The organism is Streptomyces sp. HUAS TT7, from assembly GCF_051550175.1.
Taxonomy (GTDB): Bacteria; Actinomycetota; Actinomycetes; order Streptomycetales; family Streptomycetaceae; genus Streptomyces.
Window position 1 is genome coordinate 2,792,390 of record NZ_CP196175.1, and the last position, 26,287, is coordinate 2,818,676.

The 26,287-nt window shown below is 70.7% G+C and carries 23 protein-coding genes; 14 read left to right on the forward strand and 9 right to left on the reverse strand.

Annotated features, from left to right (window positions below; all coding sequences use genetic code 11):
* Positions 1 to 4: 4 nt before the first annotated feature.
* A complete protein-coding gene (locus ACSHXC_RS12295) occupies positions 5 to 700 on the forward strand; it encodes a response regulator transcription factor (RefSeq protein WP_438291627.1) in 696 nt (231 codons plus the stop codon).
* Complete coding sequence (locus tag ACSHXC_RS12300) at positions 697 to 2,094, forward strand: sensor histidine kinase (RefSeq protein ID WP_438291629.1); 1,398 nt, start codon at positions 697 to 699, stop codon at positions 2,092 to 2,094. The genes ACSHXC_RS12295 and ACSHXC_RS12300 overlap by 4 nt, the downstream gene beginning before the upstream one ends.
* A 438-nt stretch (positions 2,095 to 2,532) precedes the next feature.
* On the opposite strand, the gene ACSHXC_RS12305 is transcribed toward ACSHXC_RS12300, so the two are convergent.
* From ACSHXC_RS12305 to ACSHXC_RS12315, 3 genes are all read right to left on the reverse strand, one after another.
* Positions 2,533 to 4,233 (reverse strand): acyl-CoA mutase large subunit family protein, encoded by a 1,701-nt coding sequence (locus ACSHXC_RS12305; RefSeq protein ID WP_438291630.1) that lies wholly within the window; start codon positions 4,231 to 4,233, stop codon positions 2,533 to 2,535.
* An 86-nt stretch (positions 4,234 to 4,319) separates the two neighbouring features.
* Positions 4,320 to 4,658, reverse strand: a complete 339-nt coding sequence (locus tag ACSHXC_RS12310) for a DUF3817 domain-containing protein (protein WP_399487974.1) — start codon at positions 4,656 to 4,658, stop codon at positions 4,320 to 4,322.
* Positions 4,659 to 4,847: 189 nt separating this feature from the next.
* Positions 4,848 to 5,354: a MarR family winged helix-turn-helix transcriptional regulator gene (locus ACSHXC_RS12315; RefSeq protein WP_438291631.1), complete on the reverse strand. Its 507-nt coding sequence runs from the start codon at positions 5,352 to 5,354 to the stop codon at positions 4,848 to 4,850.
* A 179-nt stretch (positions 5,355 to 5,533) separates the two neighbouring features.
* On the opposite strand from ACSHXC_RS12315, the gene ACSHXC_RS12320 reads away from it, so the two are divergent.
* Positions 5,534 to 6,559, forward strand: coding sequence for a glycoside hydrolase family 6 protein (locus ACSHXC_RS12320; RefSeq protein ID WP_438291632.1), 1,026 nt, complete (start codon positions 5,534 to 5,536; stop codon positions 6,557 to 6,559).
* 22 nt (positions 6,560 to 6,581) lie between these two features.
* On the opposite strand, the gene ACSHXC_RS12325 is transcribed toward ACSHXC_RS12320, so the two are convergent.
* The 4 genes from ACSHXC_RS12325 to ACSHXC_RS12340 form a co-directional block, all read right to left on the reverse strand.
* A complete protein-coding gene (locus ACSHXC_RS12325; RefSeq protein WP_438291633.1) occupies positions 6,582 to 8,537 on the reverse strand; it encodes a galactose oxidase-like domain-containing protein in 1,956 nt (651 codons plus the stop codon).
* A 3-nt stretch (positions 8,538 to 8,540) separates the two neighbouring features.
* Positions 8,541 to 10,307: a glycosyltransferase family 2 protein gene (locus ACSHXC_RS12330; protein WP_438296545.1), complete on the reverse strand. Its 1,767-nt coding sequence runs from the start codon at positions 10,305 to 10,307 to the stop codon at positions 8,541 to 8,543.
* A 198-nt stretch (positions 10,308 to 10,505) separates the two neighbouring features.
* On the reverse strand, positions 10,506 to 10,799 hold the full coding sequence (locus tag ACSHXC_RS12335) for an MTH1187 family thiamine-binding protein (protein WP_365440018.1): 294 nt from the start codon (positions 10,797 to 10,799) through the stop codon (positions 10,506 to 10,508).
* Positions 10,796 to 11,140 carry a DUF3817 domain-containing protein gene (locus tag ACSHXC_RS12340; protein WP_344376689.1) on the reverse strand — a complete coding sequence of 115 codons (345 nt, stop codon included), beginning with the start codon at positions 11,138 to 11,140 and terminating at the stop codon, positions 10,796 to 10,798. Before ACSHXC_RS12340 ends, ACSHXC_RS12335 begins: the two co-directional genes overlap by 4 nt.
* A gap of 144 nt (positions 11,141 to 11,284) precedes the next feature.
* Here ACSHXC_RS12340 and ACSHXC_RS12345 point away from each other — a divergent pair, with 144 nt between their 5' ends.
* The 4 genes from ACSHXC_RS12345 (at position 11,285) to ACSHXC_RS12360 (ending at position 13,966) form a co-directional block, all read left to right on the forward strand.
* Complete coding sequence (locus ACSHXC_RS12345; protein WP_438291634.1) at positions 11,285 to 11,923, forward strand: AIM24 family protein; 639 nt, start codon at positions 11,285 to 11,287, stop codon at positions 11,921 to 11,923.
* Positions 11,923 to 12,573, forward strand: a complete 651-nt coding sequence (locus tag ACSHXC_RS12350; protein WP_386004278.1) for an AIM24 family protein — start codon at positions 11,923 to 11,925, stop codon at positions 12,571 to 12,573. The genes ACSHXC_RS12345 and ACSHXC_RS12350 overlap by 1 nt, the downstream gene beginning before the upstream one ends.
* The gene (locus tag ACSHXC_RS12355) at positions 12,570 to 13,346 is read left to right on the forward strand and encodes an AIM24 family protein (protein ID WP_438291635.1); all 777 of its coding nucleotides are present in this window, start codon (positions 12,570 to 12,572) and stop codon (positions 13,344 to 13,346) included. Before ACSHXC_RS12350 ends, ACSHXC_RS12355 begins: the two co-directional genes overlap by 4 nt.
* Before the next feature lie 143 nt (positions 13,347 to 13,489).
* Complete coding sequence (locus ACSHXC_RS12360) at positions 13,490 to 13,966, forward strand: MarR family winged helix-turn-helix transcriptional regulator (protein WP_438291636.1); 477 nt, start codon at positions 13,490 to 13,492, stop codon at positions 13,964 to 13,966.
* Between the two features lie 30 nt (positions 13,967 to 13,996).
* Here ACSHXC_RS12360 and meaB read toward each other — a convergent pair whose 3' ends face one another.
* Together meaB and ACSHXC_RS12370 are read right to left on the reverse strand one after the other, a co-directional pair.
* Complete coding sequence (gene meaB / locus ACSHXC_RS12365) at positions 13,997 to 14,953, reverse strand: methylmalonyl Co-A mutase-associated GTPase MeaB (RefSeq protein WP_114038203.1); 957 nt, start codon at positions 14,951 to 14,953, stop codon at positions 13,997 to 13,999.
* Between the two features lie 75 nt (positions 14,954 to 15,028).
* Positions 15,029 to 16,228, reverse strand: a complete 1,200-nt coding sequence (locus ACSHXC_RS12370) for an acetyl-CoA C-acetyltransferase (protein WP_438291637.1) — start codon at positions 16,226 to 16,228, stop codon at positions 15,029 to 15,031.
* Positions 16,229 to 16,367: 139 nt separating this feature from the next.
* Here ACSHXC_RS12370 and mce point away from each other — a divergent pair, with 139 nt between their 5' ends.
* From mce to ACSHXC_RS12405, 7 genes are all read left to right on the forward strand, one after another.
* A complete protein-coding gene (mce, locus tag ACSHXC_RS12375; protein WP_189963726.1) occupies positions 16,368 to 16,808 on the forward strand; it encodes a methylmalonyl-CoA epimerase in 441 nt (146 codons plus the stop codon).
* Between the two features lie 200 nt (positions 16,809 to 17,008).
* On the forward strand, positions 17,009 to 21,199 hold the full coding sequence (gene scy / locus ACSHXC_RS12380; protein WP_438291638.1) for a polarized growth protein Scy: 4,191 nt from the start codon (positions 17,009 to 17,011) through the stop codon (positions 21,197 to 21,199).
* 114 nt (positions 21,200 to 21,313) lie between these two features.
* Positions 21,314 to 22,252 (forward strand): cellulose-binding protein, encoded by a 939-nt coding sequence (locus ACSHXC_RS12385; RefSeq protein ID WP_114038199.1) that lies wholly within the window; start codon positions 21,314 to 21,316, stop codon positions 22,250 to 22,252.
* A gap of 96 nt (positions 22,253 to 22,348) precedes the next feature.
* A complete protein-coding gene (locus ACSHXC_RS12390; RefSeq protein WP_438291639.1) occupies positions 22,349 to 23,320 on the forward strand; it encodes an ABC transporter ATP-binding protein in 972 nt (323 codons plus the stop codon).
* A 3-nt stretch (positions 23,321 to 23,323) separates the two neighbouring features.
* Positions 23,324 to 24,103, forward strand: coding sequence for an ABC transporter permease (locus ACSHXC_RS12395; protein ID WP_438291640.1), 780 nt, complete (start codon positions 23,324 to 23,326; stop codon positions 24,101 to 24,103).
* Between the two features lie 130 nt (positions 24,104 to 24,233).
* Positions 24,234 to 25,415: an ABC transporter ATP-binding protein gene (locus ACSHXC_RS12400; RefSeq protein ID WP_438291641.1), complete on the forward strand. Its 1,182-nt coding sequence runs from the start codon at positions 24,234 to 24,236 to the stop codon at positions 25,413 to 25,415.
* A complete protein-coding gene (locus tag ACSHXC_RS12405; protein WP_438291642.1) occupies positions 25,412 to 26,269 on the forward strand; it encodes an ABC transporter permease in 858 nt (285 codons plus the stop codon). Before ACSHXC_RS12400 ends, ACSHXC_RS12405 begins: the two co-directional genes overlap by 4 nt.
* Positions 26,270 to 26,287: the final 18 nt, after the last annotated feature.

Below are 26,287 nucleotides of genomic sequence, written 5' to 3' on the forward strand. Positions count from 1 at the left end.
GCCCATGAGCACCACGCGCGCGGTCAGAATTCTCGTCGTCGACGACGAGCCGGAGGTACGGGCAGCCGTCGAGGACGGCCTCGCGGTGGAGGGGTACGAGGTGAAGGGCGCCCAGGACGGGCTCGCGGCCCTCTCCGAGGTGGCCGCCTGGCGGCCGGACGCGATCGTCCTGGACGTGATGATGCCGGTCCTCGACGGCCTGGGGGTGTGCCGCCAGCTGCGCGCGATGGGCGACCGCACGCCGGTCCTGGTCCTGACCGCCCTCGACTCGGTGAGCGAGCGGGTGGACGGCCTGGAGGCGGGCGCGGACGACTACCTGGTCAAGCCCTTCGCCCTGGACGAACTCATCGCACGCGTACGGGCGTTGCTGCGACGCGCGGCGCCCGACCCCGCCGAACAGCAGGAGCTGCGGTACGCGGACCTGGTGGTGGACCCGGTCGCGCACACCGCCCGCCGGGGCGAGCGCCCGATCGACTTCACGCGTACCGAGTTCGCCCTGATGGAACTCCTGATGCGCAACCCGGGGCAGGTGCTGCCGAGGGAGCTCATCCACGAGCTGGTCTGGGGCCGCGACTTCGGCCCGGACTCCAACTCCCTTGCCGTGTACGTCGGTTATCTGCGCCGCAAGCTGGAGGCGGCGGGCGAGCCGCGCCTGGTCCACACGGTGCACGGCGTCGGCTACCGCCTGGACGCCTCGTGAGCTCCCGTCGGCGCCTGGGCGCCCGCTGGCGCCGCCACCGCCCGCTGCGCACCCGGCTCGCGGTGGCGGCCTCGGCCGCGGTGGCGCTGGTCGCGGTCGGGGTGTGCACGGCCGCGTTCTTCGTGATCCGGTACGAGCTCTACCACCAGCTCGACCTGAACCTGACGCAGTCGGCGACCCTCGTCATCCAGCAGCACCGGGGCGAGGCCCCCGGGGTGCTGGCCGGGGAGTGCCGCTTCCAGTCCGCTCCCGCGTGCGCGCAGGTCGTCCCCGCCGACCCGGCAAAGGACCCCGGCAAGGGCTATCTGCTGCCTGTGAGCCCGCCGGTGCGCCAGGTCGCGGTCGGGGCCCGCAACGGCTACTTCACCAACATCACGCTGCCCAGCGGCGAGCCCGCGCGGATGTTCACCCAGCGCATCGGCCTCCAGGACAAGTCCCTTCAGGTGGCCCTGCGTTCGGACGCGGTACGCAAGGGCGTGGGCCAGGCGGCGGGGCTGCTGAGCGGGGTGGGAGCCGCCGGGGTGCTGCTCGCCGCCGCGCTCGGCTACTGGGTGTCCCGCACGGGCCTGGCCCCCGTGGCCCGGCTCACCGCGACGGCCGAGCACATCGCGGCCACCCGCGACCCGAGCCACCGCATCGAGCTGCCGCCCGGCCCGCCGGACAAGGAGGACGAGGTGACCCGGCTCGCGGCGTCCTTCAACACGATGCTGGGCGAGCTGGAGCAGTCGGTGACGGCCCAGCGCCGCCTGGTCGCGGACGCGTCCCACGAGTTGCGTACGCCCCTGACCGCCCTCCGTACGAACGCCGAGCTCCTCGCCCGGGCCGACCGCCTGACCCCGGCCCAGCGCGACCGGGCCTCGGCCGCCCTCGGCCGCCAGATCCGCGAGGTGTCCGTCCTGGTCAACGACCTGATCGACCTGGCGAGGGACGAGGAGCCGACGCCGCTCCTGGAGGAGGTCCGGTTGGCCCCGCTGCTCGCGCACACGGTGGATACGGCCCGGACGCACTGGCCGGCGACGCCCTTCGAACTGGACCTGTCCGACGCGTCGGCGACGCTGCCGGGCGTGCCGGCCCGGCTTGCCCGCCTGATCTCCAACCTCCTGGACAACGCGGCGAAGTTCAGCCCGGCCGGGGCGCCGGTGGAAGTGGTGCTGCTGGCGGGCGAGTTGACGGTACGGGACCACGGGCCGGGTATCGCGCCGGCCGACCTCCCTCATGTCTTCGACCGGTTCTACCGGGCGGAGCAGGCGCGGGCGTTGCCGGGGTCGGGGCTCGGCCTGGCGATGGCCCGCCAGATCGCGCGGGCACATGGCGCCGACCTGACAGCCCATCAGGCCCCGGGCGGCGGAGCCCTGTTCCGCCTGACGCTCCCGAGCGAGGGTGGGCCAGGCTGAGCCCTGGGGCTCCGCCCCAGACCCCGGGGAGCCCCCACCCCACCCCTTCCCGAAACCCTCCGGGGGTTGAAAAGGGGGGGAAGCCGGTTTCCTGGGGCTCCGCCCCAGACCCCGTTCGCGCCTAAAGGGCGCTCGTCCTCAAACTCCCCCAAGGCCTCAAGGGCCAGGGGGACCCCCATGACAGGCTGGGGTGGCCTGACGTCCGCGCTCGTCGATCGACCGGGCATGCCCGCATGGAACCCCCGCCAGCGGCAACCCTGCTAGGGGCGCGGGGAACTGCGCGACCAGCCACGCACGGTCCGCAGCCGAAGCACCGCACATCACCCGCTCCAGCCGACCCCACCCCACCCCCGGCGGGTTTCGGGAAGGGGTGGGGTGGGGTGGGGTGGGGGCAACGGGGTCTGGGGCGGAGCCCCAGCGCACCGGGCCCGGGCGGGCTCAGAAGCCCGGGGGCTCCGTGTACGTGCCCCACTCCTCGCGGAGCACCCCGCAGATCTCCCCCAGCGTCGCCTCCGCCCGCACCGCGTCCAGCATCGGCACGATCATGTTGGAGCCGTCCCGGGCCGCGGCCAGCATCGCGTCCAGGGCGGCGCGCACCGCCCCGTCGTCGCGGCGCGACTTGCGGTCGGCCAGGACCCGTACCTGCTCGCGCTCCACCTCATGGCTGACCCTCAGGATCTCCAGGTCACCGGTGACCGAACCGTGGTGGCAGTTGACGCCCACCACCCGCTTGTCGCCCTTCTCCAGGGACTGCTGGTAGCGGAACGCGGACTCCGCGATCTCCCCGGTGAACCAGCCGTCCTCGATGCCGCGCAGGATGCCGGAGGTGATCGGGCCGATCGGGTGCTGGCCGTCGGGGTGCGCCCGCAGCCCCCGCTCCCTTATCTGCTCGAAGATCTTCTCCGCGTCCGCCTCGATGCGGTCGGTAAGCTGCTCCACGTACCAGGAGCCGCCCAGTGGGTCGGCGACGTTCGCGACGCCGGTCTCCTCCATCAGCACCTGCTGCGTGCGCAGCGCGATCTCGGCGGCCTGCTCGCTGGGCAGCGCGAGGGTCTCGTCCAGCGCGTTGGTGTGCAGCGAGTTGGTGCCGCCGAGCACCGCCGCGAGGGCCTCCACGGCGGTGCGTACGACGTTGTTGTATGGCTGCTGCGCGGTCAGCGAGACCCCGGCGGTCTGGGTGTGGAAGCGCAGCCACTGCGCCTTGTCCGACCGGGCGCCGTACACCTCCTTCATCCAGCGGGCCCAGATGCGCCGCGCCGCACGGAACTTGGCGATCTCCTCGAAGAAGTCCACGTGTGCGTCGAAGAAGAAGGACAGGCCCGGGGCGAAGACGTCCACGTCCAGGCCTCGGCTCAGCCCGAGTTCTACGTAGCCGAAGCCGTCGGCCAGGGTGTACGCCAGCTCCTGCGCGGCCGTCGCCCCCGCCTCGCGGATGTGGTAGCCGGAGACCGAGAGCGGCTTGTACGCGGGGATGCCCTGCGCGCAGTGCTCCATCAGGTCGCCGATGAGACGCAGATGGGGCTCGGGCTGGAAGAGCCACTCCTTCTGCGCGATGTACTCCTTGAAGATGTCGGTCTGGAGCGTGCCGTTGAGGACGCCCGGGTCGACGCCCTGCCGCTCGGCGGCCACGAGGTACATGCAGAAGACGGGGACTGCTGGCCCGCTGATCGTCATGGATGTCGTGACGTCGCCCAGCGGGATGTCCTTGAACAGGACCTCCATGTCGGCGGCCGAGTCGATGGCGACGCCGCAGTGGCCGACCTCGCCGAGCGAACGGGGGTCGTCGGAGTCGCGGCCCATGAGGGTGGGCATGTCGAAGGCGACGCTCAGCCCGCCGCCGCCGGCGGCCAGGATCATCTTGTAGCGCTCATTGGTCTGCTCGGCGTTGCCGAACCCGGCGAACTGCCGGATCGTCCACGTACGCCCCCGGTATCCGGTCGGGTACAGGCCGCGGGTGAAGGGGTACTCCCCGGGCCAGCCGATCCGCTCGAACCCGTCGTAGGTATCGCCGGGCCGGGGCCCGTACGCCGGGTCCACGGGGTCCCCGGAGAGCGTGGTGAAGTCCGCGTCGCGCTTGCGGGCCTTGTCGTAACGAGCCTGCCAGCGACGGCGGCCTTCTTCGATGGCGTCAGCGTCCATGACACAAATTTACTTGGACGTCCTAGTAAATGTCGATGGCCGACCGCCGCGCAGTTGCTCACGCGGCGGTGGGCCGGGCTCTGCCGTCAGGCGCGGGCGCCCGCGGGGACGCCGTCCGCGACCTTGGCCTCCAGCTCCTTGGAGACCTTGCGCTCGACGAAGAAGGCGGCGGTGGGGATCGTGCCGGCGATCAGCACCCACAGCTGCTTGCCCACCGGCCACTTCGCCTTGGAACCCAGGTCGAAGGCGAAGACGAGGTAGATCACGTACAGCCAGCCGTGGGCGATGCCGACGACCTTCGTGAAGTCCGCGGCGCCGTTCATGTCGAGGATGTACTTGGCGATCACGCCGAGGGTCAGCAGGACCAGTAGCACGCCGGTGACGTACGCCATCACTCGGTAGCGGGTCAGCACGCTCTTTTTCATGCGGTCGAGCGTAACCGGACATGCGGGGCGATCTTCCCCCGGGTCACGCCTGCGGCGAGCTCTCGCCCACCCCGCCCCTTCCCGAAACCCGCCGGGGGGGAGCATGGTCGGCTGCGGGCCGTCGGTGGCCGATCGCGCAGTTCCCCGCGCCCCTGACAGGGTGCGGTGCAGGTACCCCCAGAGGCTGGGCTACTCCTCGAAGTCGTTCGCTGCCACCCGGAGGGGCCGCAGCATCGCGAAGATCTCGGCGCACTCCTCCGCGTCGTAGACGCCGAGCCCGAACTCCATCGCCATCAGGTCGCGCGTGGCCTGCTCCACCACCTCGCGGCCCTTGCCCGTGATCGAGGCGAGCGTTCCCCGGCCGTCGTTCGGGTTGGGGCGCTTGTCCACGAGGCCCGACTTCACGAGGCGGTCCACCGTGTTGGTGACCGAGGTGGGATGGACCATCAGGCGCTCACCGATTTTCGACATCGGCAGCTCCCCCTCCTTGGAGAAGGTCAGCAGCACCAGCGCCTCGTACCGCGCGAAGGTCAGCCCGTAGGGCTTCACCACCGCGTCGACCTCCGCGAGCAGGATCTGGTGCGCCCGCATGATCGAGGTGATCGCCCCCATCGAGGGCACGGGTCCCCAGCGCTGCTGCCAGAGTTCGTCGGCTCGGGCGATGGGATCGAAGGGAAGGCTGAGCGGCTTGGGCACCCGTCGACCTTACCCACTGGTCACATGCCGGTCAGCCCCGTCTCGAAGTTCGGTACCGGACCGCCCGGCATGGCGCCCACCCACGCAGAGTGACCGTTATGTCACCATTGCCCGGTTCCGTGTAGACCGAGCCCGTGCAGACCGTCCCGCCCAGACCCTTGCCACCCCCAGGGGGCCTGATGTCCCGGTACCGAACCCTCCCGTACAGAACCCTTCTCGCCGCCGCCCTGCTCACCGTCGTCGCCGGCTGCTCTTCCCGCGCCGCCGACGAGGCCCCCGCGGCCCAGGCCCGCGCCCAGGCCGAGGCCGCCCCCGCGCCGGCGCCGGGCTCTCCCTTCTGGGTGGACCCGGAGAGCGACGCGGCCCGGCAGGTGAGGATCTGGCAGGGGCAGGGGCGTACCTCCGACGCCCAGGCGCTCCGGCGGATCGCGGAGCGGCCGGTGGCCACCTGGCCGTCGGGGGACAACCCGCAGCCCGGCATCCGCAAGGCCGTCGAGGGCGCCGCCAAGGAGAAGCGGACCGCGCTGTTCGTGGCGTACAACATTCCGCACCGCGACTGCGGCAAGTACTCGGCGGGCGGGGCGAACGGGGTCGACGGCTATCGCGCCTGGTACGGGATGTTCGCCGAGGCCATCGGCGACGCCCCGGCGGTCGTCGTCCTGGAGCCGGACGCGGTCGCCCACATGGTCGACGGGTGTACGACGCCCGACCATCACGCCGAGCGGTATCAGCTTCTCAACGAGGCCATTGGGCATCTGAAGAGGCTGCCCAACACCAAGGTCTATCTCGATGCCGGGAATCCCGCGTGGATCCCGGATCCGTACACCCTCGTCGACCCGCTGCGGCGAGCCGGCATCGAGAAGGCCGACGGGTTCGCGCTGAACGTCTCCAACTTCCAGAAGGACGCGACGGTACGGGCGTACGGGGTGAAGGTGTCCCAGGCCCTCGGCGGCAAGCACTTCGTCATGGACACCAGCCGCAACGGCGAGGGGCCCCTGCTCGGCGACCGCGACCAAGCCTGGTGCAATCCCCCGGGCCGGTCGCTGGGAACCCCGCCGTCGGTCAGTACCGGGGATCCGCTCGTCGACGCGTTCCTGTGGATCAAGCGGCCGGGCGACTCGGACGGGCCCTGCCGCGGCGGCCCGTCCGCCGGGACCTGGTGGCCGGAGTACGCCCTCGGGCTCGCCAAGCGCGCCCGGTTCTGACGGACAATCAGGTAAAGGGTTCTCAGTCCACCCGGAGCCACTTCGCCTCGGACGGGGTGCCCTCCTGGTCGGTCACGAAGACCATGTACCAGCCCGGCGGGACCAGCGCCCGGTCCTTCGGGACGGTGATCGTGACCGAGTTCCTGTCCTTGGTCAGGCCCAGTTCGATCGAGCGCTGCTCCACGTCCGTGGTGTGCGTGACCGCGCTCGGCCGCATCAGCCGGGCCTTGACGACGCGTTCGGGGTGGTCCGTCTTGAAGGTCGCCCGGCCGTCGCCCGCCGCGGCCTCGGGGCCGTCGCCGAGGGCCGGGCGCTTGTCCTTGTCGCGGTAGAGGTAGGGCGGGGTGTAGACCTCCATGCGCTGCTCGAACTTGCCGAGCTTGGTGTTGTCCTTGTCGCCGAAGAGCGAGTCGGAGCCGAAGGTGGCGACCCGGCCGTCGGGCAGCAGCAGCGCCTCGGAGTGGTAGTTGCGGCCGACGGTGGGGTCGGCCGCCTCGCGGAAGGCGTTCGCCCCGGGGTCGTAGAACTGGGCCTTCAGGATGTTGGAGCCGCCCCGGCCCCGGTAGTCGGAGGAGCCGCCGCTGGTGAAGACGGAGTCGTCCGGCATGATCACGCTGTTCAGGTACCGGGTGCCCTGCGGGAGTTCGGGTCCCGTCCTGAAGACAGGACTGTTCTGCTTGAGGTCCACCACGGCGGTGCGCGGCGTCGCCTTCTTGGACTCGCCGACCCCGCCGCCGCCGAGCAGCATGAAGCGCTGGTCCTGCGCGGGGGGCAGCAGAAGTGAACTGGCCGTCTCCAGCTGGTCGGTGGCCTTCAGACCGCCGATCCTGGTGAAGGTGTTCTTCTCGACGTCCCACAGGCCCGGCTCGCGGCCCTTGTCGGCGGGCCCGTACCCGGCGTTGGCGCCCGAGTAGAAGAGCTTGCCGCTCTTGGTCAGGAACAGCGAGGGGTACGTGGGGAAGTAGCGGAAGGGCCCCTTGGACCACTGCTTGGTCTTCGGGTCGTAGATCTCGTTGTCGCCCGCGAGGATGGCGCCCACGTCGTCGAGCCCGGAGACGGCGAGCACGCGGCCGTCCTGGAGCGTGGTGAGCGTCGGGTACCAGCGGGCCTCCTTCATCGGGGTGACCGGGATGTACTTCTCGGCCCTGGGGTCGAATTCGTACGCCGCTCTGATCCCCTGGAAGTCCTGCTTGTCCAGGGTGATCTTCTCGGCGAGTCCGTACACGTTGTCGGCGTCCTTGCCGCTCAGGCCCTCGATCTCGTACTGCGCCCGGTCGGTGGCGACCGACTGGGGGCCCTCGGCCACGGCCTCGACGAAGACCCGCGCCTCGCCGGCGGTGGTCTTGGTCTTCCAGGGCTTCATCTGCCCGGTGTCGTAGTACGCGACCTCGTACTCGCGTTTGGCACGCGGCACCGTGACGTCGAACTTGGATATGTACTCGACTCCCGACGGGGAGCGGAACTTGCTGCCCTTCTTGACGGTGACGGTCTTGTCCGGGCTCTCGTTCTTGACCCGCATGCCGCCGCCGGCCCGCTTGACCTCGCCGTCCAGGAGCTCGTAGCGGGCGGTTCCGCCGGCCACCAGGAGCTTGCCGTCCGGGAGTTGGGCGTGGCCGCCGCAGAAGAAGTCCACGGGGGTGGGGATCTTCTTGAAGGAGTTGTCCTTCGGGTTCCACAGCACGGTGTCGAAGGTGCCCGCGTCGAAGTGGTCCTGCTTGTTGCCCGAGCCCGCGATGATCAGCACCTTGCCGGTGTGCAGCAACGCCGCGTGGATGGCGTTGGTGCGGTACTCCTTGGGGATGTCGACGCCGTGCCAGGCGCCGTACCGCGCCATGTAATCGGGCTGGGCGATCTCCCATGCGTGGTACTGCTCGGTGGCGAAGGAGACCGCGGCGGGGGCGTTGAGACCGGCGAGGAGCACCACGGCGCCGCCGCCGAGCAGGGTCTTCTTCGTCCGCTTCGAGGGCCGGTAGGCCATGGCTCAGTTCCCTCCGCTCGTCGTGGCGACGGCGGGTTCCGCCTCGCCCGTGGCCTTCTTCTGCCGGGTGGCGACCTCGGCCGCGCTGCGGGCCGCCGAGCGCTCGCGCCGCGTCGTCCAGGCCCAGATCGCCGCCGGGGCCAGCGCGATGCACAGGGCGAGCAGGGCCCAGGTGCGCATGGCGGCGTGAGTGTGGCGGTAATGCACGGAGGCGATCAGCGAGCAGGTGAGGACGGCCGCCCAGAACAGGTGGATGCGGAAGGTCCACAGCCGGTCGGGGCTGGCCTGGCCGCCCTTGGGGGTGACGACGAACTGGCCGCGGGTGCGCAGGACGGCCGAGCCGAGCGACTTGAGGTAGATGGGCGCCGAGAGCGCGGACATGCCCATCCCGGCGAGCCCGCCCGAGCCCTCGGGTTCGTGCGGCGAGACGTTGTGCCGCCGGTTCCAGAGGTAGAGCCCGATCTGGAGGGCCGCCGCGTCGCTGTAGAGCATCAGCCAGACCGAGGCGGAGACCTGGGTGCCGGACGCCCCGAACCAGAGGAACAGCACGCAACTGACAATCCCCAGAAGCCAGTTGACGGCCGTCATCGGGTAGTAGACGAGCATCAGGGTGTACGAGAGCAGCCGGCCGGGCGGCATACTGAGGGGCGCCTTCCAGTACTGCTTGAACAGCGTCTCGTAGGTGCCGCGCGACCAGCGCATCTGCTGGGTGAAGAAGTCGGTCCAGGAGGCCGGGCCCTCGCCGACGGCCAGTACGTCCGGGGTGTACACGGAGCGCCAGTGGCGGCCGGTCCTCGGGTTCTTGTGCCGGTGCAGTTCGAAGCCGGTGGCCATGTCCTCGGTGATCGAGTCGTACAGGCCGCCGATCTGCCGCAGGGCCGCGATGCGTACGACGTTGTTGGTGCCGACGAACATGGGCGCCCGGTAGCGGTTGCCGGCCCGCTGGATCAGCGCGTGGAAGAGGAACTGCTGGGATTCGGCTGCCTTGGTGACCGGTGAGGTGTAGTTCCCGTACACCTGCGGTCCGACGACGAAGGCGACGTCGGGGTCGCGGAAGTAACCCATCATCCGCTCCAGGAAGTTGGGGAGCGGGGCGTGGTCGGTGTCGACGGAGGCGAAGAAGTCGTAGCCGCCGCCGTGCATCGCGATCCAGGCGTTGTAGTTGCCGTGCTTGGTGCGGGCCTTGTGGGCGCCCTTCTTGCGGTTCCACTCGGGGACGCCCTTGCGGGAGAAGTGGCGCACCCCCAGTTCGGCGCACAGAGCCCTGGCCTGTTCGTCGTCGCCCTCGTCCAGGAGCCAGATGTCGAGCGGGCCGGTGTGCGTGAGCCGGACGGCCGCCTCCAGGGTGCCCCGCACCATGGATATGGGTTCCTTGCCGGGCACGTACGTGGTGAGGAAGGCGACCCGGGTGCCGTATTCGGCGGTGACCGGGACGGGGTCGCGGGCGACCATCGTGGCGTGGGCGACGGAGGCGACGTTGGTGACCATGAACAGCTCGATCAGGCCGATCGAGACCAGCATCGCGATGTCGAGGTTCACGAGCCAGCGGTCGCCGCCCTCGCGTTCGACCCAGTGGGTGGGCCAGACGAGGTAGACGAGCAGCAGGCCGGTGAGTATCGGCGCCAGGGTCATCAGCAGGACGGCGCGTATGCGGTGCGGCTCCCGGGAGAGCAGGCTGCGGTACTGCACCCGGTAGGGCTTGGCGCCCGGCTCCGTGAGCGGTCCGGCCAGTCGGCTGTGGGTGTCGTAGTCGTAGCCCTCCGGACGCACGGTGCCCTCCAGCTGATCGTCGAGCAGGGTCTCGAACTGGGTTGATATCCCCACAAAAGTGGAGAATGCCCGGCGTGTCGACTGGAGTACTCCGAGTGAGCGTTTCTGGATTGAACGCCTTTCGCGCGCGGTAGGTGCGACCCGGGACGCGAAAGAGCCCCCGGCCGTGGCGGCCGGGGGCTCTTCGCTGAAGTTCGGTCACGCGGACAGGTGGCGCTCCACCGTCTCGACCTTGGACGTCAGGCCGTCCGTGACGCCGGGGCGGATGTCCGCCTTGAGCACGAGCGAGACCCGGTTCGAGCGGGCCTCGACGGCGGCGACGGCACGCTTGACGACGTCCATCACCTCGTCCCACTCGCCTTCGATGGACGTGAACATCGCGTCCGTACGGTTGGGCAGGCCGGACTCGCGGACCACGCGCACCGCGTCGGCCACGTACTCCCCCACGTCCTCGCCGACGCCGAGCGGGCTGACCGAGAAGGCGACGATCATGCGTTGACCACGCCTTCCTTGCGGGCCCGGGTCGCGATCACCGCGTCGTCCAGCTCGCGGCGGATCTTGCGCTCGGCGAAGAAGCCGCCGAAGGGCAGCACGGCGAGCACGAAGTAGAGCGCGCCGGTCTTCGCGGACCACTTGGTGCGGTTCCAGGCGTCCAGCCAGAAGAGCACGTACAGCGTGAACAGGATGCCGTGGACCATGCCCATGACCATGACCCCGTCGAACGAGGTGGTGCGCTTGAGCACGGAGCACACCAGCAGGATCGGGAACGAGATGGCCTCGGGGAGCGAGATCAGTCGGAGGCGGTGCAGGGCGGAGGCTGTCTTGATGTCCACGTGTGGGGCACCTTCGCTGGGAGGGAGCGGGCGGCAGTGATCGTTTGGCGGTGATCTTTGTGAACGCATGCACAAACGATCCCCATTCTGACATCGCACCCATGCCCCTGTCGGGGCGGGTCCCCGGCCCGCTAACGTCGGCCCGTGGCAACGTTCCGACTCCAGGGCAGCAAAGTGCTCGCCGTCGACATGACCGGCGACGCCGTCAAAGCGAAGAACGGCTCGATGGTCGCCTACGACGGCCAGATGGCGTTCAAGAAGATGTCCGGCGGCGGTGAGGGTCTGCGCGGCATGGTGACCCGCCGCCTCACCGGCGAACAGATGACCGTGATGGAGGTGAAGGGGCACGGCACGTGCTACTTCGCCGACCGCGCGAGCGAGATCAACCTCGTGAGCCTGACCGGCGACAAGCTCTTCGTCGAGGCGAGCAACCTGCTCGCCACCGACGCCGGACTGCGTACCGGCACCACGTTCACCGGCCTGCGCGGCGCGAGCCAGGGCAACGGCCTGTTCACCACGACGATCGAGGGCCACGGCCAGGCCGCGATCATGTCGGACGGACCGGCCGTGGTGCTCAGGGTCAGCGCCCAGTACCCCCTGTCCGTCGACCCGGGGGCGTACATCGCGCACCAGGGCAACCTCCAGCAGCGCTTCCAGTCCGGGGTGACCTTCCGCACCTTCCTCGGCGAGGGCTCGGGCGAGGCCTTCCAGATCCGGTTCGAGGGCGAAGGCCTGGTGTACGTGCAGCCCAGCGAGCGCAACACGATCGGCGGGGATATCTGATGCCCTTCCGCGAGATCAACTCGAAGATGGTCGAGGCGACGGTGAGCCCCGGCCAGAAGATGTTCAGCCAGCGCGGCGCGATGCTCGCCTACAAGGGCGAGGTGTCCTTCACGCCCAACATCCAGGGCGGCCAGGGCGGCATCATGTCGATGATCGGCCGCCGGGTGGCCAACGAGGCGACGCCCTTGATGACGGTCGAGGGCAGCGGCACGGTGATGTTCGGCCACGGCGGCCACCACATCCAGGTCATCAACCTCCAGGGCGACACCCTGTACGTGGAGGCCGACCGCCTGCTCGCCTTCGACGGGTCGCTCCAGCAGGGCACGATGTTCATGGGCTCGCAGGGCGGGGTCATGGGCATGGTGCGCGGCCAGGTGACCGGGCAGGGCCTGTTCACCACCACGCTCAAGGGACACGGGGCGGTCGCGGTGATGGCGCACGGCGGCGTGATCGAGCTTCCGATCACCCCGCAGCGCCCGGTGCACGTCGACCCGCAGGCCTATGTGGCCCACCACGGCGACGTACGCAACAAGCTCTCGACCGCGCTGGGCTGGCGCGACATGGTGGGCCGGGGCTCCGGCGAGGCCTTCCAGCTCGAACTGTCCGGCAACGGCTCGGTGTACGTGCAGGCCTCGGAGGAGAAGCTGTGACCGCCCCGGTGATCTTCGATCCCTACTCGCTGCCGACCGACGACAACGTCAACAAGTACACCTTCTGCGTGGAGCTCAAGTCGAGCCAGTGGTTCCTGCAGAAGGGCAAGATGATCGCCTACTACGGGCAGATCGAGTTCAACGGCATCGGCCACGGCCGGCTCGACCGGCTGCTGCGCACGAGCTTCCACTCGCCGCTGCACGCCAGCGACTGGGTGGTGGCGAACGGCAGCGGCAAGATGCTGCTCGCGGACCGCGCCTTCGACGTGAACAGCTACGACCTGGACGACGGCAACCTGACGATCCGGTCCGGCAACCTCCTCGCGTACCAGCCCTCGCTCGCGCTCAAGCAGTCGATCGTGCCGGGGTTCCTGACGCTGATCGGCACGGGCAAGTTCGTGGCCGCGTCCAACGGCCCGGTCGTCTTCATGGAGCCGCCGATCCGGGTGGACCCGCAGGCGCTGGTCGGCTGGGCGGACTGCCCTTCGCCCTGCCACCACTACGACCACGGCTACATGACGGGCGTCCTGGGCGGAATCCGGTCACTCACGGGGCTCGGCGGAACGTCCGGCGAAGAGCACCAGTTCGAGTTCGTGGGAGCCGGTACGGTGCTGCTCCAGTCCACCGAGGTGCTGATGGCGGAGCAGGCGACCGGGCAGGTGGACGCCGAGCCGGGCGTGCCGGGCGGCGGTCAGGGCGGCCACGGCCAGGGTGCCGGGACACCGCGTCTTCCCGGCCAGCTGGGGGACCTCCAGCGTCGCTTCGGCCTGTGAGCGGTAGTCTGCGGAGTGTGACGTCGAACGCCTGAGCCCCTCGGGGCTCGGCGGGGCCGCGCGAGTGGCGCGATCGCATCACGTGCCGGGCGTCACACTCCCAGACTTGGTTCAGAATTCAACTTCTTAGGTAGAATCCACATATGGAGACCGAGACGGCCACGAACTGGCTGAGCGACGACGAGCAGTGCGCCTGGCGCACCTATCTGGACGTCAACAGGATGCTGACGTACCAGATGGAGAAGGATCTGCAGCCGTTCGGCCTGACCAACAACGACTACGAGATCCTGGTGAACCTCTCGGAGTCGGCCGACAGGCGGATGCGGATGAGCGACCTCGCGGCCGCCACCCTCCAGTCCAAGAGCCGTCTCTCGCACCAGATCACCCGCATGGAGAACGCGGGCCTGGTCCGGCGCGAGAACTGCGAGTCGGACCGGCGCGGGCTCTTCGCCGTCCTCACCGAGCACGGCACGGAGACCATGGAGAAGGTCGCCCCCCACCATGTGGCCTCCGTGCGGCGCCACTTCATCGATCTGCTGTCGAGCGAGGCGCTCGCCGATCTACGCGAGTCACTCGCCCCGGTCGCGGGGCACCTGCGGGGTCACCGCGGCAAGGTCTGACGCACAGTCAGACCTTGGTTCCGGCCGGACCTAGGCGCCGGTCAGCCCGGCCACCAGCTCGTCGGCGGCCGCGTACGGGTCGAGTTCGCCGTCCACGATGCGCTGCGCCAGCGTGTCCAGGCGGCGGTCGCCGTGCAGGGAGCCGATGCGCTCGCGCAGGGCGGTGACCGCGATGGTCTCGACCTCGCGGGCCGCACGGGCCCGGCGCCGCTCGGCGAGGACGCCGTGCTCGGCCATCCACGCGTGGTGCTTCTCCAGCGCCTCCACGACCTCGTCGATGCCCTCGCCGCGCGCCGCCACCGTCTTGACGATGGGCGGGCGCCAGTCCCCCGGGCCGCGTGATTCGCCGAGGCCCAGCATGTGGTTGAGCTCGCGGGCCGTCGCGTCCGCGCCGTCCCGGTCCGCCTTGTTGACGACGTACAGGTCGCCGATCTCCAGGATGCCGGCCTTGGCCGCCTGGATGCCGTCGCCCATGCCGGGCGCGAGCAGCACCACCGAGGTGTCGGCCTGCGAGGCGATCTCGACCTCGGACTGACCGACGCCCACCGTCTCGACCAGGATCACCTCGCAGCCCGCCGCGTCCAGGACCCGGATCGCCTGGGGCGCGGCCCAGGCCAGACCGCCCAGGTGGCCCCGGGTCGCCATCGAGCGGATGTAGACGCCCGGGTCGGAGGCGTGCTCGGACATCCGCACCCGGTCGCCGAGCAGGGCCCCGCCCGAGAAGGGCGAGGACGGGTCGACGGCGAGCACTCCGACCCGTTTGCCGGCCCTGCGGTACGCGGTGACGAGCGCCGAGGTGGAAGTCGACTTGCCGACACCGGGCGAGCCCGTGAGCCCCACGACGTACGCGTTGCCCGCGAGCGGGGCCAGCGCCGCCATGACCTCGCGCAGCTGCGGGGACGCCCCCTCGACCAGCGAGATCAGCCGGGCGACGGCCCTGGGCCGGCCTTCCCGGGCCTGGGCCACCAGTTCGGGGACGTCCACCATTGCCGCTCCGTTCAGTCGCGTACGCACCGCAGGGATCAGGGAGTTGCTCGCGGGTGTTACTTGCCCGGGCTGTGTCTACTTAGGAACGTGGACGATCAGCGCGTCGCCCTGACCGCCGCCGCCGCACAGGGCCGCCGCGCCCACGCCGCCGCCGCGGCGCTTCAGTTCGAGGGCGAGGTGCAGCACGACGCGGGCGCCGGACATGCCGATCGGGTGGCCAAGCGCGATGGCGCCACCGTTGACATTCACCTTTTCCGGGGAAACTCCGAGGTCCTTCATTGACTGCACGGCGACCGCCGCGAAGGCCTCGTTGATCTCGATCAGGTCGAGGTCCTCGACCGTGATCCCCTCCTTGCCGACCGCGTGCCTGATCGCGTTCGAGGGCTGCGACTGGAGCGAGTTGTCGGGGCCCGCCACGTTGCCGTGGGCGCCGATCTCGGCGATCCACTCCAGGCCCAGCTCCTCGGCCTTGGCCTTGGACATGACGACGACCGCGGCCGCGCCGTCCGAGATCTGCGAGGAGGTGCCGGCCGTGATCGTGCCGTCCTTGGCGAAGGCGGGGCGCAGCTTGCCGAGGGACTCGACGGTGGTGTCGGCGCGCACGCCCTCGTCCTTGGCGAACAGGACCGGGTCGCCCTTGCGCTGCGGGATCTCGACCGGGGTGATCTCGGCCTCGAAGATGCCGTTCTTCTGGGCGGCCGCGGCGCGCTGGTGCGAGGCCGCCGCGATCGCGTCCTGCTCGGGGCGGGCGATGCCCAGGCGGGTGTTGTGCTTCTCCGTGGACTCGCCCATGGGGATGTTCTCGAAGGAGTCGGTCAGACCGTCGTACGCCATCGCGTCGAGCATCTCGATCGCGCCGTACTTGTAGCCCTCGCGGGACTTGGGCAGCAGGTGCGGGGCGTTGGTCATCGACTCCTGGCCGCCGGCGACCACGATGTCGAACTCACCGGCGCGGATCAGCTGGTCGGCCAGCGCGATCGCGTCCAGGCCCGACAGGCACACCTTGTTGATAGTGAGCGCGGGGACGTTCATCGGGATGCCGGCCTTGACGGCCGCCTGGCGCGCGGGGATCTGGCCGGCCCCGGCCTGGAGCACCTGGCCCATGATCACGTACTGCACCTGGTCGCCGCCGATGCCGGCCCGGTCCAGGGCCGCCTTGATGGCGAACCCGCCGAGGTCGGCGCCGGAGAAGGACTTGAGGGAGCCGAGCAGTCGGCCCATGGGCGTACGGGCGCCCGCGACGATCACTGAGGTGGTACCGGTCGTTCCAGACATGAGGCACGGCCCCTAGGGAGGTGAGGTGTGAACGAGGGTTTACCTTGAATGTACTGAGCGGTACTGCCTGCGTCACCGGGCAGCCGGTGTGATCGCGCGCACGTTGCGTAACCACCCCTGCGAGCGCTGCACTGGACCCATGCTGACGCGAATCGACCACATCGGGATCGCCTGTTTCGACCTCGACAAGACCGTCGAGTTCTACCGTGCGACGTACGGATTCGAGGTGTTCCACACCGAGGTCAACGAGGAACAGGGCGTGCGCGAGGCCATGCTCAAGATCAACGAGACCTCCGACGGCGGGGCCTCCTACCTCCAGCTCCTGGAGCCGACCCGCGAGGACTCCGCGGTCGGCAAGTGGCTGGCCAAGAATGGCGAGGGCGTCCACCACATCGCCTTCGGCACCGGGGACGTCACCGCCGACTCCGAGGCCATCCGCGACAAGGGTGTACGCGTCCTCTACGACCAGCCGCGCATCGGTTCGATGGGCTCGTCGATCACCTTCCTGCACCCCAAGGACTGCCACGGCGTGCTCACCGAACTCGTCACTTCCGCACCGGAAGGCACCACCGCCCACTGAGCCCGCACGGTGGAGGCCGGACCTCCGGATACTCGGCCCGGTACAGTGGGCGGTTCCGGGCCGGGGTCGGGTCGGGGCCTGGGACCCACGCCCCTGTTTTGATCTGACACCATTCACCGGGGGCCCGTCCGCTGTTACTCACGGTCGGACGGCGCTCGTACGGGCAGTGTTCGCGACCAGGGGACGGATGGGACCGCGCAGTGCGGGGCTACGAACGCCAGGAGAGCCAGAGCCACCGGCCTGACGACCACCTCTCGCGGTTCGAGGCCGAGATGGAGCGGCTGAAGACCGAGCGGGAGAAGGCCGTTCAGCACGCCGAGGATCTCGGCTACCAGGTCGAAGTGCTGCGCGCCAAGCTCCACGAGGCGCGCCGCAATCTCGCGACCCGTCCCGCCTACGACGCCGCGAACGTCGGCTACCAGGCCGAACAGCTGCTCCGCAACGCCCAGATGCAGGCCGAGCAGCTGCGCACCGACGCCGAGCGCGAGCTGCGCGACGCCCGTGCCCAGACCCAGCGGATCCTCCAGGAGCACGCCGAGCACCAGGCGCGGCTCCAGGCCGAGCTGCACGCCGAGGCCGTCAACCGCCGCCAGCGCCTGGACCAGGAGCTGGCCGAGCGCCGTGCCACCGTCGAGTCGCACGTCAACGAGAACGTGGCGTGGGCCGAACAGCTGCGCGCCCGCACCGAGTCGCAGGCCCGCCGCCTGCTCGACGAGTCCCGCGCGGAGGCCGAGCAGTCGCTCGCCGCGGCCCGCGCCGAGGCCACCCGCATCGCCGAGGAGGCCCGCCAACGGCTCGGCTCCGAGGCCGAGTCGGCCCGCGCCGAGGCCGAGGCGACGCTGCTGCGCGCCCGCAAGGACGCCGAGCGGCTCCTGAACGCGGCCTCCACGCAGGCCCAGGAGGCCACCTCCCACGCCGAGCAGCTGCGCACGACCACCACCGCCGAGTCCGACCAGGCGCGCCAGCAGGCCGCCGAGCTGAGCCGGGCCGCCGAGCAGCGGATGCAGGAGGCCGAGGCCGCGCTGCGCGAGGCTCGCGCCGAGGCCGAACGGGCCGTCACCGAGGCCAAGGAGGCCGCGGCCAAGCAGCTCGCGAGCGCCGAGTCCGCCAACGAGCAGCGCACCAGGACCGCGAAGACCGAGATCGCCCGGCTCGTCGCGGAGGCCACCAAGGAGTCCGAGACCCTCAAGGCCGAGGCCGAGCAGGCACTTGAGGACGCGAAGGCGGAGGCCGAGCGGCTGCGCACGGAGGCCGCCGAGTCGGCGCGCACCAGCGCCGCCGAGGACACCGCGGCCCAGCTCGCCAAGGCCGCGCGTACGGCCGAGGAGGTGCTCACCAAGGCGTCCGAGGACGCCCGGGAGACCACCCGCAAGGCGTCCGAGGAGGCCGAGCGGATCCGCCACGAGGCGGAGGCCGAGGCGGAGCGGCTGCGCGGCGAGGCGGCCGAGCAGGCCGACGAGCTCAAGGGCGCGGCCAAGGACGACACCAAGGAGTACCGGGCCAAGACGGTCGAGCTCCAGGAGGAGGCCCGCCGGCTGCGCGGCGAGGCCGAGCAGCTGCGCGCCGAGGCGGTCGCCGAGGGCGAGCGGATCCGGGGCGAGGCGCGCCGCGAGGCCGTCCAGCAGATCGAGGAGGCGGCCAAGACCGCCGAGGAGCTCCTCGCCAAGGCGAAGGCCGACGCCGACGAGCTGCGCACGACCGCGGGCAACGAGTCCGAGCGCGTACGCAATGAGGCCGTCGAGCGGGCCAACACGCTGCGCAAGCAGGCCGAGGAGACCCTTGAGCGCACCCGCGCCGAGGCCGAGCGGATGCGCGCTGAGGCCGAGGAGCAGGCCGAGCAGACCACAACGGGCGCCGAGCAGGCGGCAGTTGAGCTCCGCGCGGAGACCGAGCGGGCCATAGCGGCCCGTCAGGCCGAGGCCGCCGAGGAACTGACGCGCCTGCACACCGAGGCCGAGCAGCGCCACGCCTCCGCCGAGCAGGCCCTCACCGACGCCCGCGCCGAGGGCGAGCGGATCCGGCGCGAGGCCGCCGAGGAGACCGAGCGGATCCGCACCGAGGCCGCCGAGCGCATCCGTACGCTCCAGGCGCAGGCCGAGCAGGAGGCCGAGCGGCTGCGCACCGAGGCCGCTTCCGATGCGTCGACCGCCCGTTCCGAGGCGGAGAACGCGGCGTCCCGGCTGCGCGCCGAGGCGTCCGCGGAGGCCGAGCGGCTCAAGTCCGAGGCGCAGGAGACCGCCGACCGGATGCGCGCGGAGGCCGCGGCCGCCGCCGAGCGCGTCGGCGCCGAGGCCGCCGAGGCGCTGGCCGCCGCCCAGGAGGAGTCCGCCCGGCGCCGCCGCGAGGCGGAAGAAACCCTCAACTCGGCGCGCGCGGAAGCCGATTCGGAGCGTGCCCAGGCCCGCGAGCAGAGCGAGGACCTGCTCGCCTCCGCCCGCAAGCGGGTCGAGGAGGCACAGGCCGAGGCGCAGCGGCTCGGCGAGGAGGCCGACCGGCGCGCCACCGAGCTGGTGTCGGCGGCCGAGCAGACCGCCAAGGACGTACGGGATTCGGTGTCCGGGCTCCGCGAGGAGGCCGAGCAGGAGATCGCCGGTCTGCGCAGCGCGGCCGAGCACGCGGCGGAGCGCACCACGACCGAGGCGCAGGAGGAGGCGGACCGGGTCCGCGCCGACGCGCACGCCGAGCGGGAGCGCGCGAGCGAGGACGCGGGCCGGGTCCGGGCCCGTGCCCAGGAGGAGTCCGAGGCAGCCAAGGCGCTGGCCGAGCGGACCGTCACGGACGCCATGACCGAGGCGGAGAAGGCCCGTTCGGACGCCTCCGAGTACGCGCAGCGCATGCGCACCGAGGCCTCCGACGCGCTCGCCTCCTCCGAGCAGGACGCGGCCCGCACCCGGGCCGAGGCCCGCGAGGACGCCAACCGCATCCGCTCCGACGCCGCGAGCCAGGCCGACCGCCTGGTCACCGAGGCGACGGCGGAGGCCGAGCGGCTCGCCGCCGAGTCGACCGCCGAGGCCGAGCGCCTCACCACCGAGGCCCAGCAGGTACGGGTCGAGGGCCAGGCCGAGGCCGACGCGCTGCGCGCCGAGGCCCGCGAGGAAGCCGACCGGGTCACCTCCGCGGCCCTCGCCGAGGCCGAGCAGGTCACGACGGCCGCGCGCGAGGAGGCCGAGCGGGTCACCAGCAAGGCCGAGGCGGACGCCGAGCGCACCACCAACGAGGCCAACGCGTATGCCGAGTTGGTCACCACCGAGGCGCGCGCGGACGCGGGCTCCACGCTGGGCGCGGCCAGTGCCGAGGCCGAGCAGACCATAAACGAAGCCCGCGCCGAGGCCGACCGGGTCCTCGACGAGGCGCGCCGGGCCGCCGACAAGCGGCGTACGGACGCGGCCGCCCAGGCCGACCAGCTCATCGCGGAGGCGACCGGCGAGGCCGAGCGGCTGCGCGCCGAGGCCGCCGACACGGTGGGCTCCGCCCAGCAGGCGGCCGAGCGGATCCGGGCCGAGGCCGAGAAGAACAAGGCCCGTACCGAGGAGGCCGCGGAGAAGACGCGTACCGAGGCCCGCGAGGAGGCGGACCGGCTGCTCGACGAGGCCCGCACGGCCGCGGCCAAGCGGCGCGCGGACGCGGCCGAGCAGGCCGACCAGCTCATCAACAAGGCTCAGGAGGAGGCGCTGCGCGCCGCCACCGAGGCCGAGGAGCAGGCCGACACGATGGTCGGCGCGGCCCGCAAGGAGGCCGAGCGGATCGTCGCGGAGTCGACGGTGGAGGGCAACTCCCTGGTGGAGAAGGCCCGTACGGACGCCGACGAGCTGCTCGCCGGTGCGCGCGCGGACGCCACCGCCATAAGGGAGCGCACCGAAGAGGTGCGCTCGCGCACCGAGGCGGAGATCGAGGAGCTGCACGAGCGGGCCCGCCGCGAGAGCGCCGAGCAGATGAAGTCCGCCGGCGAGCGCGTCGACAAGCTGGTGAAGGCCGCCACCGAGCAGGCAGCCGAGGCCGAGGCCAAGTCCAGGGAGCTGGTCTCCGACGCCAACTCCGAGGCGGGCAAGGTGCGTATCGCCGCCGTGAAGAAGGCGGAGGCGCTGCTCAAGGAGGCCGAGACCAAGAAGGCCGAGCTGGTCCGCGAGGCCACCGCGCTGCGCGACGAGGCGGCAGCCGAGGCGCGCCGCACGGTCGAGGAGGGCAAGCGCGAACTCGACGTCCTGGTACGGCGGCGCGCCGACATCAATGCCGAGATCTCCCGCGTCCAGGATGTACTTGAGGCTCTGGAGTCGTTCGAGGCGCCGGGCGGGGGCGGCAAGTCCGCCTCGGGCGGCGGTTCCTCCGCAGGTGTGAAGGCGGGTGCCGCGGCCGGAGCAACTCGTTCGAGTGGCAAGTCCTCCGAGGGGTAGCCACTCAAAAGGCTGGACATTCTCCAGATCAAACGGGCATCCGCTCGATGACACGCCGCTTGGGCCCCTAGGATTCCCCCTATCACCTCACCGGTCTCATTCGACAGGAACCCCATGAGCGACACTTCCTCCCCCTTCGGCTTCGAGCTCGTGCGGCGTGGTTACGACCGCGGTCAGGTGGATGACCGCATTACCAAGCTCGTCGCCGACCGTGACAGTGCTCTGGCACGGATCACTTCTCTGGAAAAGCGCATCGAGGAGCTCCACCTCGAAACGCAGAACGCCCAGGCCCAGGTGAACGACGCGGAGCCGTCGTACGCGGGTCTGGGTGCGCGTGTCGAAAAGATCCTGCGGCTCGCCGAGGAAGAGGCGAAGGACCTGCGCGAGGAGGCCCGCCGGGCCGCCGAACAGCACCGTGAGCTCGCCGAGTCGGCCGCCCAGCAGGTGCGCAACGACGCGGAGTCGTTCGCCTCCGAGCGCAAGGCGAAGGCCGAGGACGAGGGCGTACGGATCGTCGAGAAGGCGAAGGGTGACGCCTCTCAGCTCCGTTCCGAGGCGCAGAAGGACGCGCAGTCCAAGCGCGAGGAGGCGGACGCGCTCTTCGAGGAGACCCGCGCCAAGGCCGCTCAGGCCGCCGCGGACTTCGAGACGAACCTGGCCAAGCGCCGCGAGCAGTCCGAGCGCGACCTGGCGTCGCGTCAGGCCAAGGCCGAGAAGCGCCTCGCGGAGATCGAGCACCGCGCGGAGCAGCTCCGCCTGGAGGCCGAGAAGCTGCGTACGGACGCGGAGCGCAGGGCGCGCCAGACGGTGGAGACCGCCCAGCGCCAGGCCGAGGACATCGTGGCGGACGCCAACGCCAAGGCGGACCGGATCCGTTCGGAATCCGAGCGCGAGCTGGCGGCGCTCACCAACCGCCGCGACTCGATCAACGCGCAGCTGACCAACGTCCGCGAGATGCTGGCGACGCTCACCGGTGCGGCTGTGGCCGCCGCCGGCTCCCCGGTCGACGACGAGCCCGTCTCGCGCGGCGTCCCGGCGCAGCAGTCCCGCTAGTCCCCGCAGCCCTTCCCCCGTGGGCTGCGGTCGAAGTCCGTGAAGCCCCCTGTCACTCCGGTGGCAGGGGGCTTTGCGCACCCTTAGCGTGGTCGCATGATCGAGCTAGAGGGCCTCACCAAGCGCTATGGCAGCAAGGTCGCCGTCGATCACCTGTCCTTCCAGGTCAGACCCGGTGTGGTGACCGGATTCCTGGGACCCAACGGGGCCGGCAAGTCGACGACCATGCGCATGCTGCTCGATCTGGACAACCCGACCAGTGGGACCGTACGCATCGACGGCAAGCACTACCGGGAGCTGCCCGAGCCGCTGAAGTACATCGGGGCGCTGCTGGATGCCAAGGCGATGCACGGCGGCCGCACCGCGTACAACAACCTGCTGTGTCTCGCCGAGTCCAACCGGATTCCGGCCGCGCGGGTCTCCGAGGTGCTCGACACGGTCGGGCTCTCCGCGGTGGCGAAGAAGAAGGCGAAGGGCTTCTCGCTGGGTATGGGGCAGCGCCTGGGAATCGCCTCGGCGCTGCTCGGGGATCCCGAGATCCTGATGTTCGACGAACCCGTCAATGGTCTGGACCCCGAGGGAATTCACTGGATCCGCAATCTCATGAAACAGCTCGCGGGCGAAGGGCGAACGATCTTCGTTTCGTCTCACCTGATGAGCGAAATGGCACTCACCGCGGATCACTTGATCGTTATCGGGCAGGGCCGACTGCTCGCCGATACATCGATGGCCGATTTCATCCGGCAGAACTCCCGGAGTTTCGTCAGACTGCGTTCACCGCAGTGGGAACGCCTCCTCGACGTGCTGAACCAGAACGGCGTCCCCTTCCTCCAGACCGGCGACGGCGCCATCGAAATCGACAACGGCAGGATCGAGGCACTCGGCGAACTGGCCGCCCGGCACCAGCTCGTCCTGCATGAACTGTCGGGCCAGCAGGCCTCCCTCGAAGAGGCGTTCATGCAGATGACGGCGGGTTCGGTGGAGTACCACGCACACGGCGCCACCACCCCCGGCGGGCCGCCCCGGCCGCCGAACTGGGGCCCGCAGAATCAGGGCCGGGGGGTCTGAGCCATGGCATCGGTGCCCGCGGTCCTCAAGTCCGAGTGGACCAAGATCCGTACGGTCTCGTCGACGACCTGGACGCTGGCCTGCGCCCTGATCGTCACGGTCGCCATCGGCGCCGCGCTGTGCGCGCTGATGAAGTCGCAGTTCGACGACCTGGGGCCGGCCGAGAAGCTGACCTTCGACCCGACGTTCATCAGCTTCTCCGGGATGATCCTCGGCCAGCTGGCGATGGTCGTCTTCGGCGTCCTGGTGGTCGGCACCGAGTACAGCTCGGGCATGATCCGCTCCTCGCTGGCGGCCGTGCCGCGGCGGGGTACGTTCCTGTTCGCCAAGCTGACCGTGGCGACGCTGCTCGCACTGGTCGTGGGCATGGCGACCAGCTTCCTGTCGTTCTTCCTCGGCCAGGCGCTGCTCGGACCGCACCGGACGACGATCGGCGAGCCCCATGTGCTGCGGGCGGTCGTCGGCGCGGGGCTCTACATGGCGCTGATCGCGCTGTTCTCGATGGGCGTCGCCACGATGCTGCGCAGCTCGATGCTGTCGCTGGGCATCCTGATGCCGTTCTTCTTCCTGATCTCGCAGATCCTCTCGGCCGTGCCGGGTGCCAAGAACGTGGCCCGCTACTTCCCCGACCGGGCCGGCTCGAAGATCATGCAGGTGGTCCCGGACGCGATGAACAGCGATCCGGCGCCGTACGGGCCCTGGGGCGGCCTGGGCATCATGGTGCTGTGGGTGATCGCGGCGGTGGCGGGCGGCTGTCTCGTCCTGCAGAAACGGGACGCCTGACCGGCCTGCGCGGACGGAACGACTTCGCCGGAACCGTCAAGGCCTGGATAAGCTCCTCACTCATACGGGGGCATGCCGGCCGCAGGCCGGACACCGCCCCGACGACCCAAACCGTCGATGGGGCTGGAGAATGATCGAGGCAGTCGGCCTGACGAAGCGCTACGGCGCCAAGACGGCCGTGCACAACCTTTCCTTTCAGGTACGACCCGGCGCGGTCACCGGATTCCTGGGGCCCAACGGCTCCGGCAAGTCCACGACCATGCGCATGATCCTCGGCCTGGACCAGCCGACCGCCGGCCACGTGACCATCGGCGGCCACCCCTTCCGCAACCTCCCGAACGCCCCGCGCCAGGTCGGCGCGCTGCTCGACGCGAAGGCCGTGCACGGGGGCCGCAGCGCCCGCAACCACCTGCTCTCGCTCGCCCAGCTCTCCGGCATCCCGGCCCGCCGGGTCGACGAGGTGCTCGGCGTGGTCGGCCTCCAGGAGGTCGCGGGGCGCCGCTCCAAGGGGTTCTCGCTCGGCATGGGCCAGCGGCTCGGCATAGCGGCGGCCCTGCTCGGCGACCCACAGGTGCTGCTCTTCGACGAGCCGGTCAACGGCCTCGACCCCGAGGGCATCCTGTGGGTGCGCAACCTGATGAAGCAGCTCGCCGCCGAGGGCCGCACCGTGTTCGTGTCCTCGCACCTGATGAGCGAGATGGCGCTGACCGCCGACCACCTCATCGTGATCGGCCGCGGCCAGCTGCTCGCGGACATGCGGATCACCGACTTCATCTCGCACAACTCCGCCGACTTCGCCCGGGTGCGCATCCCCGGCACCGACCCCGCCCAGCGCGAGAAGCTGACCTCCGCGCTGACCGAGGCGGGCGGCCAGGTGCTGCCCGAGCCGGACGGCGCGCTCCGCGTGACCGGCCTCGCGCTGCCCCGCATCAGCGACGTCGCCCATGAGGCGGACGTACGCCTGTGGGAGCTGTCCCCGCACCAGGCCTCGCTGGAAGAGGCGTACATGCGGATGACGCAGGGCGCGGTCGACTACCGCTCCACGGCCGACCAGAAGGCGGGCCTGCAGCCCGTCATGCCGCCCGGATACGCGCCGCCGCCGGTCATCCCCGAGGTGCCGCAGCAGGGCTGGTACGCCCCGCCGCCGCCCGGCCAGAACCCGTACGCGGCAGCGCCCCAGCAGGCCCCGGTGCAGCAGCCGCCGGTCCAGCAGGCGCCCGCACAGCAGGCCCCCCAGCCGCCCGCCGCTCCCCCGGTTCCGCAGGCCCCGGCCGCGCCTGCCGCCCCGACCAAGCCCGAGGACGCCCGATGACCACCCCCTACCAGCAGCAGCCGCACCCTCAGCAGGCGCCGGGCGGGCCGCTCGGCACGTACACCTCGCCGATCGCCGTCCGGCGGGCCACCTTCGGTGACGCGCTCGCCTCCGAGTGGACCAAGATCCGGTCGGTGCGTTCCACCATGTGGACACTGGGCGTGCTGATCGTGCTCCTCCTCGGCCTCGGGCTACTCATCGGCTTCCTCGTTCGGGCCAGCGGCCATGACATGAGCACGAGCAACACCCCTGTCCTGGTGCTCGGCGCCTACGGCGTGCTGCTCGGCTCGCTCTGCGTGATCACACTCGGCGTGCTGACCATCACCTCCGAGTACGGCACCGGCATGATCCGTACGACCTTCACGGCCTGCCCGAGCCGCGGCCGCATCCTGGCCGCGAAGGCGGTCGTCTTCTTCCTGCTCGCCTTCGTCATCGTGACGGCCTGCGCCACGCTCGTCGCTGTCGTCCAGACCGCGATGGTGCCGTACGCACCGACGCCGACCGGCGGGGAGTGGCTGCGCGCCACTGTCGGCATCGGCCTCTACGTCGCGATGCTCGGTTTGCTGTCGCTCGCGGTGGGCGCGCTGATCCGGCACTCCGCCGGCTCGATCACGATCATGATCGGCGTGGTACTGCTTCCCCTGGTCATGGCACTGTTCATGTACACCGAGTCGCTGAGCGACGTGCGGGCCTTCCTCATGGACTACTCGATCCCGAGCCAGCTGATCGCCTTCTACGGAGCCTCGATCTCGAACTCCGCGCCGACCGGCTGGGACTCGCTGTGGATCATCACGGGGATCACCGCCCTCGCGCTCGGCGGCGCGTTCCTGTCGCTCAACTCCCGCGACGTATAAGGGCACACAAAGGGCGTA

Excerpts from the sequence above, each read along its gene's own strand:
- ACSHXC_RS12310 (WP_399487974.1), bottom strand. The coding sequence starts at position 4,658 with ATGAAAAAGAGCGTGCTGACCCGCTACCGAGTGATGGCGTACGTCACC.
- ACSHXC_RS12405 (WP_438291642.1), top strand. The coding sequence starts at position 25,412 with ATGACCACCCCCTACCAGCAGCAGCCGCACCCTCAGCAGGCGCCGGGC.
- ACSHXC_RS12350 (WP_386004278.1), top strand. The coding sequence starts at position 11,923 with ATGCCCTTCCGCGAGATCAACTCGAAGATGGTCGAGGCGACGGTGAGC.
- ACSHXC_RS12335 (WP_365440018.1), bottom strand. The coding sequence starts at position 10,799 with ATGATCGTCGCCTTCTCGGTCAGCCCGCTCGGCGTCGGCGAGGACGTG.
- meaB (WP_114038203.1), bottom strand. The coding sequence starts at position 14,953 with ATGGTGGACGTCCCCGAACTGGTGGCCCAGGCCCGGGAAGGCCGGCCC.
- ACSHXC_RS12390 (WP_438291639.1), top strand. The coding sequence starts at position 22,349 with ATGATCGAGCTAGAGGGCCTCACCAAGCGCTATGGCAGCAAGGTCGCC.
- ACSHXC_RS12360 (WP_438291636.1), top strand. The coding sequence starts at position 13,490 with ATGGAGACCGAGACGGCCACGAACTGGCTGAGCGACGACGAGCAGTGC.
- ACSHXC_RS12295 (WP_438291627.1), top strand. The coding sequence starts at position 5 with ATGAGCACCACGCGCGCGGTCAGAATTCTCGTCGTCGACGACGAGCCG.
- ACSHXC_RS12400 (WP_438291641.1), top strand. The coding sequence starts at position 24,234 with ATGATCGAGGCAGTCGGCCTGACGAAGCGCTACGGCGCCAAGACGGCC.
- ACSHXC_RS12320 (WP_438291632.1), top strand. The coding sequence starts at position 5,534 with ATGTCCCGGTACCGAACCCTCCCGTACAGAACCCTTCTCGCCGCCGCC.
- ACSHXC_RS12325 (WP_438291633.1), bottom strand. The coding sequence starts at position 8,537 with ATGGCCTACCGGCCCTCGAAGCGGACGAAGAAGACCCTGCTCGGCGGC.
- ACSHXC_RS12305 (WP_438291630.1), bottom strand. The coding sequence starts at position 4,233 with ATGGACGCTGACGCCATCGAAGAAGGCCGCCGTCGCTGGCAGGCTCGT.
- mce (WP_189963726.1), top strand. The coding sequence starts at position 16,368 with ATGCTGACGCGAATCGACCACATCGGGATCGCCTGTTTCGACCTCGAC.
- ACSHXC_RS12385 (WP_114038199.1), top strand. The coding sequence starts at position 21,314 with ATGAGCGACACTTCCTCCCCCTTCGGCTTCGAGCTCGTGCGGCGTGGT.
- ACSHXC_RS12370 (WP_438291637.1), bottom strand. The coding sequence starts at position 16,228 with ATGTCTGGAACGACCGGTACCACCTCAGTGATCGTCGCGGGCGCCCGT.
- ACSHXC_RS12395 (WP_438291640.1), top strand. The coding sequence starts at position 23,324 with ATGGCATCGGTGCCCGCGGTCCTCAAGTCCGAGTGGACCAAGATCCGT.